The 15,648-nt window shown below is 32.7% G+C and carries 10 protein-coding genes and 1 tRNA gene; 7 read left to right on the forward strand and 4 right to left on the reverse strand.

What is annotated here, in order from left to right; genetic code table 11:
- Nucleotides 1-456 carry a 50S ribosomal protein L13 gene (rplM, locus tag HNQ90_RS02520; RefSeq protein WP_144115070.1) on the reverse strand — a complete coding sequence of 152 codons (456 nt, stop codon included), beginning with the start codon at nt 454-456 and terminating at the stop codon, nt 1-3.
- Between the two features lie 398 nt (nt 457-854).
- Between rplM and HNQ90_RS02525 the strand changes: the two genes are divergently transcribed.
- The 3 genes from HNQ90_RS02525 (at nt 855) to HNQ90_RS02535 (ending at nt 4,889) form a co-directional block, all read left to right on the forward strand.
- Nucleotides 855-2,486: an ABC-F family ATP-binding cassette domain-containing protein gene (locus HNQ90_RS02525; protein ID WP_144115071.1), complete on the forward strand. Its 1,632-nt coding sequence runs from the start codon at nt 855-857 to the stop codon at nt 2,484-2,486.
- A 338-nt stretch (nt 2,487-2,824) separates the two neighbouring features.
- Nucleotides 2,825-3,451, forward strand: coding sequence for a hypothetical protein (locus HNQ90_RS02530; RefSeq protein ID WP_144115072.1), 627 nt, complete (start codon nt 2,825-2,827; stop codon nt 3,449-3,451).
- A 151-nt stretch (nt 3,452-3,602) separates the two neighbouring features.
- Entirely contained in the window at nt 3,603-4,889 is a 1,287-nt protein-coding gene (locus HNQ90_RS02535; RefSeq protein WP_144115073.1) for an endonuclease/exonuclease/phosphatase family protein, read from the forward strand.
- Between the two features lie 43 nt (nt 4,890-4,932).
- Here HNQ90_RS02535 and HNQ90_RS02540 read toward each other — a convergent pair.
- Nucleotides 4,933-5,005, reverse strand: a tRNA-Gln gene (locus HNQ90_RS02540).
- 191 nt (nt 5,006-5,196) lie between these two features.
- On the opposite strand from HNQ90_RS02540, the gene HNQ90_RS02545 reads away from it, so the two are divergent.
- Nucleotides 5,197-8,508: a glycosyltransferase family 117 protein gene (locus tag HNQ90_RS02545; protein WP_144115074.1), complete on the forward strand. Its 3,312-nt coding sequence runs from the start codon at nt 5,197-5,199 to the stop codon at nt 8,506-8,508.
- A 16-nt stretch (nt 8,509-8,524) separates the two neighbouring features.
- On the forward strand, nt 8,525-9,181 hold the full coding sequence (locus HNQ90_RS02550; protein WP_144115075.1) for a polysaccharide deacetylase family protein: 657 nt from the start codon (nt 8,525-8,527) through the stop codon (nt 9,179-9,181).
- A gap of 193 nt (nt 9,182-9,374) precedes the next feature.
- Here HNQ90_RS02550 and HNQ90_RS02555 read toward each other — a convergent pair whose 3' ends face one another.
- Both HNQ90_RS02555 and HNQ90_RS02560 read right to left on the reverse strand, forming a co-directional pair.
- Nucleotides 9,375-9,671: a thioredoxin family protein gene (locus HNQ90_RS02555; protein WP_144115076.1), complete on the reverse strand. Its 297-nt coding sequence runs from the start codon at nt 9,669-9,671 to the stop codon at nt 9,375-9,377.
- A gap of 143 nt (nt 9,672-9,814) precedes the next feature.
- Nucleotides 9,815-11,044 (reverse strand): metallophosphoesterase, encoded by a 1,230-nt coding sequence (locus HNQ90_RS02560; protein WP_144115077.1) that lies wholly within the window; start codon nt 11,042-11,044, stop codon nt 9,815-9,817.
- Between the two features lie 174 nt (nt 11,045-11,218).
- Here HNQ90_RS02560 and HNQ90_RS02565 point away from each other — a divergent pair, with 174 nt between their 5' ends.
- Together HNQ90_RS02565 and HNQ90_RS02570 are read left to right on the forward strand one after the other, a co-directional pair.
- Nucleotides 11,219-15,217, forward strand: a complete 3,999-nt coding sequence (locus HNQ90_RS02565; RefSeq protein ID WP_144115078.1) for a hybrid sensor histidine kinase/response regulator transcription factor — start codon at nt 11,219-11,221, stop codon at nt 15,215-15,217.
- A 230-nt stretch (nt 15,218-15,447) separates the two neighbouring features.
- Nucleotides 15,448-15,645 carry a hypothetical protein gene (locus HNQ90_RS02570; RefSeq protein ID WP_144115079.1) on the forward strand — a complete coding sequence of 66 codons (198 nt, stop codon included), beginning with the start codon at nt 15,448-15,450 and terminating at the stop codon, nt 15,643-15,645.
- Nucleotides 15,646-15,648 lie beyond the last annotated feature (3 nt).

A 15,648-nucleotide genomic window follows, 5' to 3' on the forward strand; every position in this document is an offset into this window, starting at 1 on the left:
TTATTTAAATTCTTCTAGATTTATTGCTTTCGGCTTTTGAGCTGCATGTGCATGCTCTGTTCCAACAACAACTGTTAAATTGCGAAATAAAGCTGCTCCTAATTTGTTTTTAGGTAACATGCCTTTAACCGCTTTTTCTACTACTCTTGCAGGATCTTTTCCGTACAATTCTGTAGCAGTTAAACTTTTTTGACCTCCTGGGTATCCGGTGTGACGAATGTATGACTTCTCAGTCCATTTGTTTCCAGATAATGTGATTTTGTCTGCGTTAATAACAATTACGTTATCTCCACAATCAACATGAGGTGTGAAATTTGGCTTGTGTTTTCCTCTAATTAGTTTTGCAACTTTAGAAGCTAAACGACCAAGCGCTTGACCTTCAGCATCAACTAAAACCCACTCTTTATTAACAGTAGCTTTGTTTGCTGAAATCGTTTTGTAGCTTAATGTGTCCACACTATTGATTTTTTAATTATTAAACATTCCTCTTTCAAAAAGAGTTTGCAAATTTACGATTAAATATTTGATTACCAAATAGTGTGCTGTATTCTTTTTTGAAAATTAAAAGTATTGATATTTAAGGTTTTAACAGGCTTTTATAAACATGAGTAAAAAAACCGGAGTAAATTTATTTCTCTCCGCATTTTTATTATGCATTTTTAGTTCCCTTTAAAGTTGTAAAATGAAAAATTATAGCTTCTATTGTTTAGTGTTTTATTAGTGGTAGGCTTTTATATATTTAATATGGAGTGCTATGTTTACAAAGGCCTACTAAGGCATTATATATTTTTTGAAATTATTATGTTTTCTAATGATTCTGTTTTGTTAGTTTTGCGCTTTCTTATACATATAATATGATTTCAGTAGATAATTTAGCAGTAGAGTTTAGTGGGCATACCTTGTTTAGCGATGTGTCGTTTACTATTAATGAAAATGATAAAATAGCCCTAATGGGGAAAAATGGAGCTGGAAAATCTACCATGATGAAAATTATTGCAGGTGTGCAAAATGCAACTCGCGGTAATGTTAGGTGCCCTAAAGATGCCGTAATTGCTTATTTACCACAGCATTTATTAACAGAAGATGATACCACTGTTTTTGATGAAGCTTCAAAGGCTTTTAGTCATGTGTTTACTTTGCGCGACGAAATGGAAGACTTGAATAAGCAGTTAGAAATACGAACTGATTATGAGTCTGATGAATACATGAAAATTATTGAGCGTGTTTCAGATTTAGGAGAGAAATATTATGCCCTTGAAGATGTAAACTACGATGCCGAAGTAGAAAAGGCGTTAAAAGGCTTAGGGTTTAAGCAAGAAGATTTTACTAGACAAACTAACGAGTTTAGTGGTGGTTGGCGTATGCGTATCGAGTTGGTTAAAATTTTGCTTCAAAAGCCAGATTTAATATTATTAGATGAGCCTACAAACCATATAGATATAGAATCGGTTATTTGGTTAGAAGATTTTTTACTTAATAAAGCGAATGCTGTAGTGGTTATTTCGCATGATAGAGCGTTTATTGATAATATTACTAATAGGACTATCGAGGTTACTATGGGTAAGATTTACGATTACAAGGCAAATTATTCGCATTACTTACAATTGCGAGAAGAGCGTCGCGCACATCAAATTAAGGCTTTCGAAGAACAAAAGAAGTTTATTGCCGACAATCAAGCCTTTATAGATCGCTTTAAAGGAACCTTTTCTAAAACCAACCAAGTAAACTCACGAGAGCGTATGCTCGAAAAATTGGAAATTATTGAAATTGATGATATAGATACGTCTGCTTTAAAATTACGATTCCCTAAAACGCAACGTTCTGGCGATTATCCAATTATTGTAAAGGAAATATCTAAGTCTTACGATAATCATGTGGTGTTTAAAGATGCTAGTATGTCTATTTCTAGAGGTGAAAAAGTTTGTTTTGTTGGAAGAAATGGCGAAGGGAAATCTACGATGATTAAAGCTATTTTAAACGAAATAGAAGTAGAAGGCGAATGTGCTTTAGGGCATAATGTTAAGGTTGGTTATTTTGCACAAAACCAAGCCGCATTATTGGATGAAAGTTTAACTATTTTTCAAACGGTTGATGAAATTGCGCAAGGTGATGTTAGAAAGCAATTAAAAAACATTTTAGGTCGCTTTATGTTTAAAGGCGATGCTATCGATAAAAAAGTAAGTGTACTTTCTGGAGGAGAAAAAACCAGATTAGCTATGGTGAAGTTATTACTAGAGCCCGTTAACTTACTTATTTTAGATGAGCCTACTAACCATTTAGATTTAAAATCTAAAGATGTATTAAAAGAAGCCTTAACAGATTTTGATGGTACTTTGGTTTTGGTATCTCACGATCGCGATTTTCTACAAGGCCTATCCAATAAAGTATTTGAATTTAAAGACCAACGAGTAATTGAGCATTTCGAAACTATTGATGCATTTCTTGAAAGAAATAGGATAGAAAGTATAAAAGCTATGGATCTTTAGGTCTTTTAATCTTGATTAATAGCCTTTTATCTAAAAATAAATTTTAAACACACTTGGCATTTTCTTCTAAAACGGATAATATTTATATTTGAGGTATATTTATTACAAATAAGCGCGTCTAATTCTGATGTTTTTATTGTGATAGATTAAATATAGTTTTTATCGTGTGTTACCCCAATTTTAAAATGACTAACAAAACAACATGGTTTTTAGTTAAATATAGCTTTAGTTTTAAAACGAAGTTCTAATTATAAAAACTGTTTCATTAAAAGCGAACCTACGGCATTCTCATTAAAGGCCTTAACGTTAAAAAGAATTTTATCTTAAATTTTTATGTTATGAAAAAGGTATTAATTGTTATTCTCCTTAGCACTTTAACCATAAAAGCGCAAAGTAAATTGTTTCCTAATATTGGAAGTGATTTTCATTTGGAGCAAGCTGTTGTGGATAATAATTTAAACATTTCGCATCCAAAGCATATTATAACTAAAGTGTTTCTTTATAATAAAGCGACTTTCGAGCGCACAACATTCGAGAATCATTCCAATGCTATTTCAGTCGATTTAAATCAAGTAGAACCAGGGATGTATACAGCCATGGTGTATACAAATGGCGATATAATAGTATTAAGGTTAAAAGTAGTAAACGATTATTTAAAAAGAAGTATTGAGCCTACTGAAGCAGTGGCAGAAGTTGAAGAAAAAACGCTTAAGTTTTACCGCGTTGTAGCCTCTGTAAATGGTACTAGTGTAACGCGATATAATGTGTTTACTGAAGAAAGAAAAAATGAATTAATAAAAAAGAATATTTTCGATATTACTACCTATACTGGTCGCAGAAACACGCTTGTACTTTCTGCGTTATATACCGATGGTAGCGAAGAGGTTGTTTATGAAACCGAAGCTCCAAATAGTTCTAATTTGTTTAAAAAAGATAAAGATTTTGCTAAAACTAGTGATATTTAAAAAATAAACTTCGGTTTTATGCTTGATTTTAATGTTGTAAAGCGCTAGAATTTAAGTGTGTAGTGTCCTGTTTCAGGCAAAAAGCTTATCTTTATAATCAGCGTTTCTCCCCAAAAATTGATTGATTGTTTTCTAATTTAAAGCAATTAAAATGGAATATTACAGAATTAAATATTTTAAAAAAAAAGAATACATTCCGCGTTGTGTCTTACTTTTAAAAGAGTTGCGTCGGGGTTTAGACTCTAAAATTCCCGAACGCCGATTAAACGAAACCTTAATTTTTGGCTCTTGGAATATTAGAGAGTTCGATTGTAATAGCAAAAAATTCGGACCTAGAAAGGAAGATGATTTTGTTTATATAGCCGAAATTATATCCAGGTTTGATGTATTGGCAATTCAAGAAATTAATGATGATTTAGCGCCATTACAAAAAGTTATGGGTATGCTTGGAGATGAGTATGAATATATTCTTACCGATGTTGCGGCTTGGAAAAGTGGAGGAAACAACGAGAGGCTAGGATTTATTTACGATAAACGTACCGTTAAATTTAATGGTGTAGCAGGCGAATTGGTACTGCCGCAAAATATGTTAATTAGAAATAATGATGGCGTTATTGAGCGGCAATTTGCTAGAACGCCGTTTAAATGTTCTTTTCAGGCGGGTTGGTTTAAGTTTAAGGTGACTACAGTACATATTTATTATGGTAAAGACAGCGAGAAATCAAATCATTTTAAAAGACGCGTTGAGGAAATTGATAAAGTAGCTAAGTTAATTAGTGAAAATGCCGAAAAAGAAGGCACTAAAAAAGATCCTAGTACAAAATGGTTTAATCCTTATAACTACTTTATTGTTGGCGATTTTAATATTGTAAACGAAAATAATGTAACCTATGATGCGCTTGCTAAATATGGTTTCGAGACTATAAAAAACAGAAAGGGTTCAAATAAGGATCGCACCAAATTTTACGATCAAATTTCATACTATAAAACGTCTAATTTAGATTTTGATTGGAAAGATTCAAACCGATCAACAGGAAAAGATCATAATAATACAGATAGAATTTTTAATTTCTTTAATTATATCTATACCGAAGATCAGTTTCCGTTGTTTAAAACAGATATTGTAAATTATATTACACGAAATAAAGCCGCTTTTAAAGACGATATTGAAAAGTTGAAAATTAAAATTGAAGGTATTGAGGCGGAGTTGGCCTTGGACACTATCTCTAAAACACGACGTAAAACAATAGAACGTCAATTAGAAAAGGCTAAAGAAACACAAAGCTATACCAAAAATTTAGTGGCTTTAAAAACCGAAGAGCTTACAGATTTTTATTTGAATTCCCCTTGGAACACCTTTCAAGTAAGCGACCATTTGCCGTTATGGGCCGAAATTAATATTGATAAAAGCGACGAATATTTAGATAATTCCTTTTAAAATAAAAAACCCTTACTTTAACAGTAAGGGTTTTAAATTAATGTTGGCCTACTAGGGCTCGAACCTAGACTCTTTGGTACCAAAAACCAACGTGTTGCCAGTTACACCATAGGCCATTCGTGTAATGAGGGTGCAAATTTAATATAAAAAAATCTTTGCACAAGTTTTTTCTTAAAAATATTTATCAAAATTTAAATTTTTTTTAAAAGCTTTGAGTATTGGGCTTATATGTTAAGACAAACTAAATAGTTAGCGCTCATTTCATATTTATTGTTAAATTCGCCAAAGCAAATAAAAACACATACAAATGGCAGATGCAAACTATAAAAAATGGAATACCATTTTAGGTTGGGTTTCTTTTTTAATAGCGCTTATAACTTACAGTTTAACCGTTGAACCTACTGTAAGTTTTTGGGATGCTGGCGAATATATATTAACCTCGGCAAAATTACAGGTTGGTCATCCACCTGGAGCACCGTTATTTCAAATGCTTGGAGCGTTTTTCTCTATGTTTGCTTTAGAGCCTTCGCAAGTTGGTTTTATGATGAACATGATGAGTGCTATTGCTAGTGCTTTCACCATTTTATTTATGTTCTGGACCATCACCTTGCTACTTAAACATTTAGTTGCAGGTAAAAACGATATGTCTCAAAGCAAATCTATGGCTATTTTAGGTAGCGGATTGGTAGGTAGTTTAGCTTTTGCTTTTACAGATTCGTTTTGGTTTAACGCTGCCGAAACCGAAGTTTATGCCATGGCCACATTAATTATGTCGGTTTTATTCTGGTTAGGTTTGCGTTGGGAACAAGACATGGATAAACCTCGTGGTAACCGCTGGCTTATTTTAATTGCCTTTGTTATCGGACTTTCTTTCGGGGTGCATTTTATGGGATTATTAACTATTCCAGCCATTGGACTTATCTATTACTTTAAAAATTATAAAACCATAACCATTCAGAATTTTATAATTGCAAACGTCGCTTCGGTGGGTGTTTTACTGTTTGTATTTAAATTATTAGCGCCTAATATTCTTAGGATATTTAGTGCCATGGAAGTGTTTTTTGTAAACACCATTGGTTTGCCTTTTAATTCAGGCTCTATTATTGCCGGAATTGCTTTGGTGGCTATTATTTTTTATGCATTAAAATATACACGTGAAAAAAATTATGTGTACTTAAATACAGGAGTGCTTTGTTTAACCTTTGTTATTATTGGGTTTTCTACATGGTTAATGTTGCCTATTCGCGCTAATGCTAATGTGGTAATTAACGAGAACAATCCATCGAGTGCCAGAGAGTTGTTAGCCTATTATAATTTAGAGCAGTATCCAGAAACACACTTGTTTTATGGACCTCAGTTTACCGATCAATATGCGTATTTAGATGAAAACAATCCGTATGTAGATGATAAACCTAAATATGAAAAGGACGAAGAAAAAGGAAAATACGTTGTTGTAAATAACTGGAAAAACGCAAAGCAGAATTACAACTCCAAACATGCCTCTATATTACCACGTATGTGGAGTTCTGAGCATGCCGAAAATTACATGATGTTTTCTGGGTTTTTAGATTTTAATTTAAAGCCAGAATACCAAATGGAGAACGAGCTGCGTTCGGCTGTTGCAAAATTTAGAAATGATGTAGCCCAAGGTGCTATTGATTATGAAGATTATAATAATTTTTTAAAGCAGTTTAAAGAATATATTGATATTGAAAAACCATCGTTAGCGAGTAATATTGCTTACCTTTTTGAATATCAATTGGGTTATATGTACTGGCGTTATTTTATGTGGAATTTCTCTGGAAGACAAGATGATATTCAAGGGCGTTACGATAACCACGGAAACTGGATTTCGGGTATAAAACCTATTGACGAATGGCATTTAGGCATGTCTCAAGACAATTTACCTAGCGATGTTAAAAATAATAAAGCAAGAAATACCTATTACTTATTGCCTTTAATTTTAGGGCTTATTGGGTTCTTCTTTTTATTTAATAAAGACAAAAAAATATTTTGGGTTATGCTTGTGTTTTTCCTGTTTACAGGAATTGCTATTCAAGTATATACCAACGTGCGACCTTTTGAACCTAGAGAGCGTGACTACTCGGTAGTAGGATCGTTTTATGTATTTGCATTGTGGATAGGTTTTGGAGTTTATGCTATTTATGATAGCCTTAAAAAATATGTACCTAAAACATTAGCGGCGCCAATAATTACAGTAGCTTGTTTAGTTCTAGTACCTGGAATATTAGCAGCAAATAACTGGGACGACCATGACAGATCTGATAAATACACTGCCAGAGCTATGGCTAAAATGTATTTAGATTCTTGTGAAGAGAACGGAATACTGTTTACCATTGGCGATAACGATACGTTCGCACTGTGGTATGCTCAAGAAATTGAAGGTTATAGAACCGATGTGCGTGTGGTTAATACCAGTTTATTTCAAACCGACTGGTACATAGACCAAATGAAGCGTAAGGCTTACGAGAGCGACCCTATACCTTCGCAATTAACACACGATTTATATAAGTACGGTACTAATGATTATATCATTATTCAGCAGGTTATTAATGATACCTTAAATGTTAAGCAGTTTTTAGATTTTGTTGGTAGCGATAACCCAAAAACTAAATACAAGTATGTATTACAGCAGCGTGGTGTCGATTTAGCGAATGTAAGAGAGCAAGATGCCAACGCTACATATTTACCAACGCCGTATTTGCGTATTCCTGTAAATAAAGAAAACGCTTTAAAGTCTGGAATAGTAAAACCCGAAGATGCCGATAAAATTGTATCTGAAATTAATATTAAAGTTTCTGGTGGTGCACTTTATAAAAACCGTTTGTTAATGCTAGATATTGTTGCTAATAACGATTGGAAACGCCCTATTTACTTTACTGGTGGTAGTTTTGGAGACGACGATTATATTTGGATGAAAGACTACTTACAACTTGATGGTATGTGCTACAAGTTAGTACCTATAAAAACGCCTGTAGATAGAGCAAACCCGTTTGATATGGGTCGTGTAGATAGCGATTTAATGTACGAGAAAGTTAAGAATTGGGATTGGGGTAATAGCGGTAGTCCAGATATTTATCACGATGTTGAAACGCGTAAAAACTCCATTACTTACAGAGGGAATTTAGCCCGTTTATCTGAGCAATTAATTAACGAGAAAAAATTAGATAAAGCTGAAGAAATAGCAGATATAGCCATGGAAAACATGCCTGTAGAATACTTTGGTTATTACACGCTTTTAGAACCTTTTATTGGAGCGTATTATGAAGTTGGTAATAAAGAAAAGGCACAACGTTTGTTTAAAGAAGTGGCTAATAAATACCAAGAAAACTTATCGTATTACAGCAGTTTGAAAGTGGATAAACAGGAACGTTTATTTGAGGAAATTTATACCGATATACAGCGTTATAAAGGCTTGGTTGATGTGTTAATTAGATATGATATTGAATTTGCTGAAACCGAAGGCGATGTTTTTAATAATTATTTAAGGTCTTTTAATCATTTTTATGGCGAAGAAGAACCTGAAGATAGCATTAGGACTGATGTTGATATTCCTTTGGAAGGCGTTTTACCAGTAGAAAGCGATAGCTTAAATTAATTAACTTTATTTAAGCGTGGGCTTAACACCAGTAAAAACACCTGTTGTAGTTAAAAAGTTATTCCCGAATTATATTTGGGAAGTGCCTACTAACCAAAAGGTTATTTATTTAACTTTTGATGACGGACCAACGCCAGAGATTACCAATTGGACCTTAATGGCTTTAAAGCAATACAACGCTAAGGCTACCTTTTTTTGTATTGGTAACAACGTTGTAAAGCATCCTGAGATTTTTAATAATGTTTTGAATGATGGGCACGCTATTGGCAACCATACGCATAACCATGTTAAAGGTTGGAAAACAAAGGCTGTAGACTATTTAGATAATGTATATAAAGCGCAGGAAGCTATTACATCTCAAATTGCAGAAGCCAATACCGTTAACCTTTTTAGACCGCCCTACGGACAAATAACACCCAAACAGGGTAAAAAACTCATGGCTTTAGGGTATAGTATAATTATGTGGGATGTGTTGTCTTTTGATTGGGATAAAACCATTACTCCAGAAGCTTGTTTACAGAATGTGATTAGCAAAACCACTGCGGGTAGTGTTATTGTTTTTCATGATAGTGTAAAGGCTAGTAAAAATATGCAATACGCTTTACCTAAAGTATTGGCTTATTTTAGCGATAAAGGATATCGCTTTGAGGCTTTGAATACGTCTATCTTTTAAGTTGTCTTATTTACAGAGCTCACAGACGTGTGTGCTTAATATTTTGTTACCGACTTAGTTGTGTTCTGTATTTGCGTTAGGGATTGCAGCGGCATCCTTTTTTTGCTGCCGTAAATGGCAAAAAAAGATATAGCAGAAAGCCCGACCCTTTATGGGTAACGCCCAAAATATGCGGATACTACGTTTTTAAGGGTTATTTAAAATCTTGAAGTAAATTTATAAGCGTATTGGCATCTTGATCGCCACTTTGGCGCCATTTCATTTGGCCGTCTTTATAAATTATAAGCGTGGGTGAAGACTTGACACGCAAAGCTTCGGCAAGTTCTTGATTTTTATCGACATCAATTTTTATAACTTTAGCTTTATCGCCAAGTGCAGCTGCAACATCTCTTAGTACGAGATGCATAGCCTCTGTTTGTTCGTTATTTTCTGTGTAGAAATCTAGTAATACTGGAATTTCGACATCTATAAGTTCCCCAAATTTTGACATACTATGTTTTTTGTTAATCGAGTGTGCTTAATACAAACCTACGTAAATTTTTAGTATTTGCTATTTAAGCGGTACAATATTGCTTAAATAGCGATGCTTAACTATAAAAATAAGCAATTTCTTTATAAATACAAGCCTTTGTATTATGAATTTGCTGTGCCTTTTTTAAGTTCTATTACGGTTACTTCTGGCCATATACCAACGCGACCCGGATAGCCTAAATAGCCAAAGCCTCGGTTTACATTAATGTATTGCCCCATTTCTTTATAAATGCCTGCCCAATATTTGTAACGCCATTTTACAGGGCTCCACTTAATCCAGCCTGGTATTTCTATGCCAAATTGCATACCGTGTGTGTGCCCACTTAGGGTTAAATGGTAGTGGTAATCGTCTTTTATAACTTCTTCTTCCCAGTGTGATGGGTCGTGGCTTAGTAGTACTTTAAAATCGTTTGCGTGAATGTTTTGGGCTGCTTTTTTTAAATCGCCCGCTTTTTTAAAGCCGCCTTTACCCCAGTTTTCTACACCAACAATGGCAATACGTTGTCCGTTTTTTTCAATAAATCGGCTTTCGTTTAAAAGTAAATTAAAGCCCATTTCCTTTTGGATTTGCTTTAAATCGTTAAGGTTTTCTTGTTTGGCTTCGGTTGTTGGCCAATCTACATAATCGCCATAATCATGATTTCCTAATACTGAAAACACACCATCGTTTGCCTTTAGGGTGCCGAAAAGGGATTTCCAATTATGCATTTCGGAGGCTTTATTATTTACCATATCGCCAGTAAAAAAGATAATGTCTGATTGTTGCTCGTTAATAAGGTTTATGCCGTATTCTATTTTTTCTTTATTATCGAAACTGCCGGAGTGGATATCGCTAATTTGCGTTATTTTATAACCATCGAAAGCGTCTGGTAAGTCTTCAAAATGTAAGGTATAATTTAAAACTCTAAAGCGGTATTTGCCACGATACATACCGTAAAGTAAGGATGTAAATGGTATGGCAGCTAGACCAAGCGCTACTTGACTTATAAATTTTCGGCGTGATGGGAGGTAGAAGTTTTCGTTTTTAGTAACTACTTTATCATAAATACCTAAAATACCTCTAATAATATCTTCGCCCAATAAAATAGGAACCAAAACTAAGTTAAAGGATATAAATGCCAGTAGAAAACCAAAGGCATAACTTTTGGCAGGGTTTAATACACGACCCTCTGAGTAAATGGTAAACTGGATTATAAAATTGGCCGCAACAAGTAATGTTAAGGCAATATATAAATAATGAATGTACGTGTTTTTAGTGACTGTTTTTATGGCTTGAAAACCGTAAAAAGCCAAAATAACATATATAAGAATGAATATTATCCAACGTGTCATAGCGAAAATTTAAACAAAACTATCAAGTACTTAGTTGTTAAACCAATATTTAAGGTAAGATTAACATAGCGCTAAATTATGGCTTTATGCGTAATTCGATTTTGTAATTGAAAATTATCACTATTTTTAAAGAAAAAACGAGTCAAATATCTGATATTTAGACAAATCAATTTAATGAAATATAAATTATTTTTCTTTTTTCTTTTTTTTGTCTGTTCTAGCCACAGTCAGGATAGAACGTTTTATCATTATGGATTAATAGATGGTCTTTCTCAACAATCAATAATAAGTATTATTAATGACTCAAATGGCTTTTTATGGATAGGTACTCAAGATGGTTTAAACAGGTTTGATGGCAACACGTTTAAAATTTATAAACATCGTTTAAATGATTCTTTATCCATTTCTGGGAATTTTATTAATAAATTAATTGAAAACATAGATGGAACCATTTGGATTGCTACAGCCAACAATGGTGTTTGTTATTATAATCCTAAAACGGATTCTTTTGTAAATACAAAATTCAATTCTGGAAATTTTACTGCACTAGCTCATGATAAGGACGGCAATATTTATGCGACTTTATCAAATCAAGGATTTATTAAATTCAAGAAAAAAAATGACATTTATGTTGCCAATAAGGTTAGTTTAAGTAATTACGATATTACTAACGTTACTATTCAAGATTCCAAAATGTATTTGGGCACCAAAGTAGGTGAGCTTTATACGAGTAAAGTGTTGGATACATTAAATTTAGAGAAACTTAATGTTTCTATTCCTAAAAGTAGTATTGAGGAAATTGCAATTTTTAAAAACAACATTTTTTTAGGAACCTCTTTGGGGTTATTTGTTTATAACGGTCAAACAAGAAAAACAAACGCTGTTAATCTTCAGGGGAATAACAATCTGTTTAGCAAAGAATTGTTTATTGAATCGATAAAAATACATGACAATGTTTTCTATATTGGTACAGATAATGGCCTCTTCATCTGTGAGAGTTTTGATGAATCTTCATTTACATTCAATAACATAAACAGTTTTAAAGGAGATAGAGAGTATGATAATAGTATAACTTCTAATAGAGTTTACGATATTCTGTTATATAAAGATTTACTTTGGATTGGTACCAATAATTTAGATGTTCTGTCTTTAAAACCAGAAGTTTTTAAAACCATTAATACTAAATCTGAATTGGCTTTAAATAACAACTATGTGTTTTCGATTCTTAAATGGCATAACTATACATTTATTGGGACTAGAAATGGATTGCATTGTATTGATAAGCATGGAAACATATTCTTAATTACCAAAGAAAACACCAATGAGAAATTAGCTTACAATGTTATACGCGGCATGACCGTTGATGGAGAAAATAATTTATGGTTAGCTACAACCAAAGGGGTTTCGGTTTTAAATTTAGATGATTTTAATCCAGATAAACCTGAAATAATATCGATGTATTTTAATGAAAATGATCCTTTTTCCTTAAGTAATAATAAAACTAGAAGTGTTTTTAAAGACCATAATAATACCATGTGGGTTACAACTTATGGCGGAGGGTTAAATCGTTTTACAGGCAATCTAAAGGAAAAAAAATACAGTTTTGAATTGTACAAACATGATAATAGCGAAAACTCAATTAGCTCTTATAATGTGTTTAGTATTGAGCAAGATAAGGAGCGTAATTATTGGGTTACCTCTGAGGATGGACTTAATAAACTATCCTTTACAGATGATGATTACCAAAACCCAGTTTTTAAGGTTTATAGGCACGAAAAAAATAATCCTAACGGTTTAAAAAACAATACCACTTTACATACGCATATTGATAAGCAAGGTGTTATTTGGGTGGCAACACAAGGTGGTTTGCATAGGTTTGATAAGGCTAATGAAGTCTTTAAACACTATGGAGCAGCAGAAGGTTTAAGTAATGATTATGTATACAGTATCTTAGAAGATGCCGATAATTATTTGTGGTTAGCAACCAATGAAGGCTTATTTAAATTTGATAAAGCCACCGAAAAATTTGAGCATTTTACTACCAAAGATGGTTTGCAAAGCTCAGAATTTAATCTTGGTGCGCATTTTAATGATAAGGCAAATAACCTTCTGTATTTTGGTGGGGTTAACGGGTTTAACGAATTTAACCCTAAACAGGTTTCGCAACTAGATAGGTCTGGCACCTTATCTTTTACTTCATTAAAAATTAAAGATGCAGAGGTCTATCCATTAACAAACCCAAAAGTCCTGCAGCAAAGTTTTAGTAAAACCGAAAAAATAACATTGAATTTTAATGATTTCCCGTGTTATATTGCGTTTTCAGATCTAGATTTACGCCCTACAAACAGTAATCAGTTTTTGTATTCTTTAAATGATGGCGCATGGAATAATTTGGGGGATTTAAGAGAAATACAAATTCTAGATTTACCAAAAGGTAATCACAATTTAAAAATTCAAGGTCAATCTCGAAATAAAATTTGGACAGGAGCACCTTTACAGCTAAATATAAAAGTTACACCACCTTGGTACAAAAGCAATGTTGCTTATTTTGTTTATTTAACGGGGTTTTTATCCTTGATATTTTTCGTTTACAAGCTAAATTTAAAGCACCAATTAGCAGGGCAGGAAGCCAAACGATTAAAAGAATTAGATGCTTTAAAATCGCAGTTCATTACTAATATTACCCACGAATTTAGAACACCATTAACCATTATTTTAGGTTATGTAAGTAGCTTAAAAGAGAAATTTATAAATGATAGTACAGTAAGCAAACCTATTAAATCTATAGAGCGAAGTAGTAACAATTTGCTGCATTTAGTTAACGAAATGCTGGATTTAGCTAAATTAGAACAAGGCAAACTTAAACTTAATAATAGCAGTACGAATTTAGTAGCCTTTACAAGCTATATTATTACCAGTTTTTCAAGTTTAGCAGAGTCGAATCAGGTTGCTTTAAATTTTTTCTCATCTAAAGATTCTATTATAATGGATTTTGATGTTGAAAAAATGCGTCAAATAATAAGTAATCTAATAACTAATGCCATTAAGTTTTCCAAACCAAATACTACGGTCACTGTTATGTTAGATGCTATTGACGAGCATGCTATTATAAAGATAACAGACCAAGGTATTGGAATACCAAAAGATGAAATTTTATTTGTTTTCGACCGTTTTTATAGGTCATCTAAAATAACTGGTAAAATTTCTGGTACTGGAATTGGACTAGCGTTAACAAAAGAATTAGTAAACCTTATGAATGGGAGCATTTCCGTAAATTCAGAGGAAAGTATTAGTACAACCTTTACTATTCGTATTCCAATAATTCATGAAGCTTTAGTAACGACTGCCGAGTTTAATTCAGGTGTTATTAATCCAGAAAGAGTATATCAGAATAACATACAAACTAAACATTTATCTCGCGATTTTAATAGTATACTTATTGTGGAAGATAACCCGGAAATAGCCAATTATATAGCATCTATTTTGGAAAGTAAATACAGCTTACTATTTGCTATTAATGGTTATGAAGGATTTAAATTGGCAGAAAAAAACATTCCAGATATTGTAATTACAGATGTAATGATGCCCAAAATGAACGGTTATGAGTTAACCGAGCAATTGCAATCCACAAAAACAACCAATCATATTCCAGTTATAATGCTTACAGCAAAAGCGTTACAAGAAGATAAGCTTACAGGAATAAAAAGTGGAGCCGATGTTTATCTTACAAAACCGTTTCAAAAAGAAGAATTATTACTGCGTATTGAAATGCTCATTACTAAGCGAAAACAGCTGCAAGATGCATATGCGATAAAAAAGATAATTGCTTTTGATAAACCTCAATTAAAGAAAGACAAAAATATTGAATTTTTAGAAGGGGTTGTGTATCATATTCATAACCATATTGAAGATTCAGATTATAATGCTGCTAAGCTTTCGGAAGCATTAAACATGAGCGAATCGCAACTTTACAGAAAACTTAAAGCTATAACCAATAAAAGTACAGCTATTTTTATCCGTTCTGTACGATTAGAAAAGGGCATGGAACTTTTAGAATCTACAAATTTAACGGTTTCAGAAATTGCATATGCTACAGGATTCAGTAATCCTAATTGGTTTGGAAAAGCCTTTAAGGAAGAATTCAGGAAAAGTCCGTCGGAAATGAGGAATTAATGGTCTTCCATTTCTTTTTAGGGTATGTGACTAAATAGCGCCAATATTTGCACAAATATGGAACATGCGTGAAATACTACCTGATTACGACAAAATAACACCTATTACATTCGTTTCTTTTATTTAGTTTTGGATTGCTATTAATCAATTATTGTTGGGATTAAAGTGGTTCTAAACGTGAATTAGGTTTAGAATCACTTTTAACCAATTCACTTCAAAAAATTAGTCCAATGAAAACTTCAACATTAATCCTCACCCTTCTGTTTTTTAACTCAAGCTTAATTCTTGCTCAATTTATGTCTTGGCTTTTTATATATATTAATCCATTTGCAATGGTTGGTGGAGAATTATTTTTATTTTTAAGTTACCATGTATTTAAAATAATTAAAGAGGTAAGAGATGTGTTTAATGTAGATTTTAAACTTTAAAAT

It is taken from the genome of Algibacter amylolyticus, assembly GCF_014202225.1.
In the GTDB taxonomy this organism is placed as follows: Bacteria; Bacteroidota; Bacteroidia; order Flavobacteriales; family Flavobacteriaceae; genus Algibacter_B; species Algibacter_B amylolyticus.

Excerpts from the sequence above, each read along its gene's own strand:
- HNQ90_RS02525 (WP_144115071.1), top strand. The coding sequence starts at position 855 with ATGATTTCAGTAGATAATTTAGCAGTAGAGTTTAGTGGGCATACCTTG.
- HNQ90_RS02530 (WP_144115072.1), top strand. The coding sequence starts at position 2,825 with ATGAAAAAGGTATTAATTGTTATTCTCCTTAGCACTTTAACCATAAAA.
- HNQ90_RS02535 (WP_144115073.1), top strand. The coding sequence starts at position 3,603 with ATGGAATATTACAGAATTAAATATTTTAAAAAAAAAGAATACATTCCG.
- HNQ90_RS02545 (WP_144115074.1), top strand. The coding sequence starts at position 5,197 with ATGGCAGATGCAAACTATAAAAAATGGAATACCATTTTAGGTTGGGTT.
- HNQ90_RS02555 (WP_144115076.1), bottom strand. The coding sequence starts at position 9,671 with ATGTCAAAATTTGGGGAACTTATAGATGTCGAAATTCCAGTATTACTA.
- HNQ90_RS02560 (WP_144115077.1), bottom strand. The coding sequence starts at position 11,044 with ATGACACGTTGGATAATATTCATTCTTATATATGTTATTTTGGCTTTT.
- HNQ90_RS02565 (WP_144115078.1), top strand. The coding sequence starts at position 11,219 with ATGAAATATAAATTATTTTTCTTTTTTCTTTTTTTTGTCTGTTCTAGC.
- HNQ90_RS02570 (WP_144115079.1), top strand. The coding sequence starts at position 15,448 with ATGAAAACTTCAACATTAATCCTCACCCTTCTGTTTTTTAACTCAAGC.